Below are 2,465 nucleotides of genomic sequence, written 5' to 3' on the forward strand. Positions count from 1 at the left end.
CTATGTGGGTGAAGAAAAGGGCCTGCTGCCGCGCGAAATCGCTTCGTTCGAGGCCTTCGAGAACGCGATGAGCCTGGACATCGCCATGGGCGGCTCCACCAACACCGTGCTGCACCTCTTGGCAATTGCCAACGAAGGCGAAGTCGACTTCAACATGTCCCACATGGACCAGCTCAGCCGCAAGGTCCCGTGCCTCTGCAAGGTCGCGCCGAACACCGCCAACGTGCATATGGAAGACGTGCACCGGGCCGGCGGCATCTTCTCGATCCTGGGCGAGCTCAGCCGTGCAGGCCTGCTGCACAACCACTGCAGCACCGTGCATTCTTCGACCATAGGCGAAGCCATCGCAAAGTGGGACATCAAGGTTGCCAACAACCCCGAGGCCGAAGAGCTGTTCAAGGCAGCCCCCGGCGGCGTGCGCACGACGCAGGCGTTCTCCCAATCCAACCGTTACAAGGAGCTGGACAACGACCGCGAAAACGGTGTGATCCGCTCCAAAGAGCACGCCTTCAGCCAGGACGGCGGCCTTGCGGTTCTGTTCGGCAATATCGCGCTGGACGGCTGCATCGTGAAAACCGCCGGCGTCGATGCCAGCAACCTGACCTTCACCGGCTCCGCCTATGTCTGCGAAAGCCAGGACGCGGCGGTGAACGACATCCTGACCGGCAAGGTCAAGGAAGGCGATGTGGTGGTGATCCGCTACGAAGGCCCGCGCGGCGGCCCCGGCATGCAGGAAATGCTCTACCCGACCTCCTATCTGAAATCGAAAGGCCTGGGCAAGAAATGCGCCCTGCTGACCGACGGCCGTTTCTCCGGCGGCACCTCCGGCCTGTCGATCGGCCATGTCTCGCCCGAGGCGGCCGAAGGCGGCACCATCGGCCTGGTGCGCCAGGGCGACAGGATCGAGATCGACATCCCCAACCGCTCGATCCATCTGGCAGTCGCGGATGAGGAGCTGGCCGCGCGCCGCGAAGAGCAGGACGCCAAGGGCTGGAAACCGGCCGAGCCGCGCAAGCGCAAGGTCTCCAAGGCGCTGAAAGCCTATGCGCTGCTGGCCACCTCCGCCGCCAAAGGCGCGGTGCGCGCACTGCCGGACGAAGACTGAGGCCTGACTGCCTCGTGAACCTTGAAAACTCGCCGCGTATTCGCGGCGGGTTTTCTTTTAGGTCTCAGCCAATGCACGGACAAGACGGGTTCAGGCAGCAAAAACGCCTGCATTCCGAACCTGCGCTTAGGCTATACAGATAGCCGTCGATTACCATTTACAAAAATGCGTAGCCCCGATGTCATTGCACACGCAAAAGAATAACTTTCTACAGCCTATCTACCGGGAGATATTTATCTGGTTTGTGTTTTGTATCCAATTACTGCCCAACATATTTTGAGGACCATCATGCTCAGACTGTTCCCTACCGTTTTGACTCTCGCAGCTCCGGTTGCAGCAACCGCAGCTCCAGAGAAGTTCTTGTGCTCCTTCGCGGGGCACAGCTCAGCCAGGGAAAACAATGATGGCGGGTTTGTGCCCGGCAAGTCCATGTTGAACGTTGATGCACAAAACAGCACAGCTACGGTCTATGACGCATTCACTCACATGGTTTACAATGCGCCTGTGGCAACGAAGTTTACGAAGAAAAGCAATGGAATGTATCGGTTGCGCTGGAAGGTTAAGGGAGTGCCAGTAACCATCACAACAACTTATGACTACGGCATACCTGAGATAATCAAAACCAAATTCACTGTTCGCTACTCACTCTTGTTTAACCCTGAAACCTTGCAAGGAAAACTCTCGGTAAGCGGCGGAGGAGAAAGATTCACCTCGTCCGGAAAATTTGATTGTGACAAAACGAACAAAAACCTGGTGTTTTAGTAATCGCCCGAAGCGGCTCCGGCACATTCCCTTCATGAACACAGATCATGTCCCCGCGCCGGGCCCAAGATTTATGCCGCGGCATCTTTGATGCGGCGGTAAAGGCGCGGGAGGTCTCCGCTTTCCGCGCCCTGCCCATCATTCCCCCAGCTTGGCGTGCACCTCGTCCAGGTCGATCTCGCCCACCGGCATCTTGTTGCCCGGGTTATCGAAATCGTACTTGAACAGCTCGAAATCGCGTTTGTAGATCTCATAGACCAGGTGCATTGACAGGTCGTCGAAATAGTCCTCGACGGCATGGGCGCGCTTGGGACCGTGGCCTTCGCTTTCGTTGAAACGCGGGATGGCGTTCAGGTCCACCGCATGCGGCGTTTCGATCGCATCCAGCACGCCTTGCATCCCGGCATTGAAATCTTCGGTCCAGAAAATCCGGTTGTAGCGGCCGCCGTTCAGGATGAAGGTCGACACATGCCCCGACATTGCCGACCAGTGGATGTCCGGATCCATCGGGCGGCGCCAGCGGATGGTGTCGCGCACAAACAGCAGAAACCGGCGGAAGCTGGCGATCTGGTCGAATTCCTGCTTGCCGTCCTCGCCA

The 2,465-nt window shown here is 58.2% G+C and carries 3 protein-coding genes; 2 read left to right on the forward strand and 1 reads right to left on the reverse strand.

Going from position 1 to position 2,465, the window contains the following annotated elements; translation table 11 throughout:
* On the forward strand, positions 1-1,105 hold a 1,105-nt coding region (locus tag A2I95_RS31520; RefSeq protein WP_291736160.1), incomplete at its 5' end, for a dihydroxy-acid dehydratase.
* Between the two features lie 288 nt (positions 1,106-1,393).
* Positions 1,394-1,867: a hypothetical protein gene (locus tag A2I95_RS31525; RefSeq protein ID WP_027257441.1), complete on the forward strand. Its 474-nt coding sequence runs from the start codon at positions 1,394-1,396 to the stop codon at positions 1,865-1,867.
* Positions 1,868-2,005: 138 nt separating this feature from the next.
* On the opposite strand, the gene A2I95_RS31530 is transcribed toward A2I95_RS31525, so the two are convergent.
* The coding region (locus A2I95_RS31530; RefSeq protein ID WP_291736163.1) for a sulfotransferase family 2 domain-containing protein at positions 2,006-2,465 on the reverse strand (460 nt) is incomplete at its 5' end.

The sequence above is a fragment of the Leisingera sp. F5 genome, assembly GCF_001593695.1.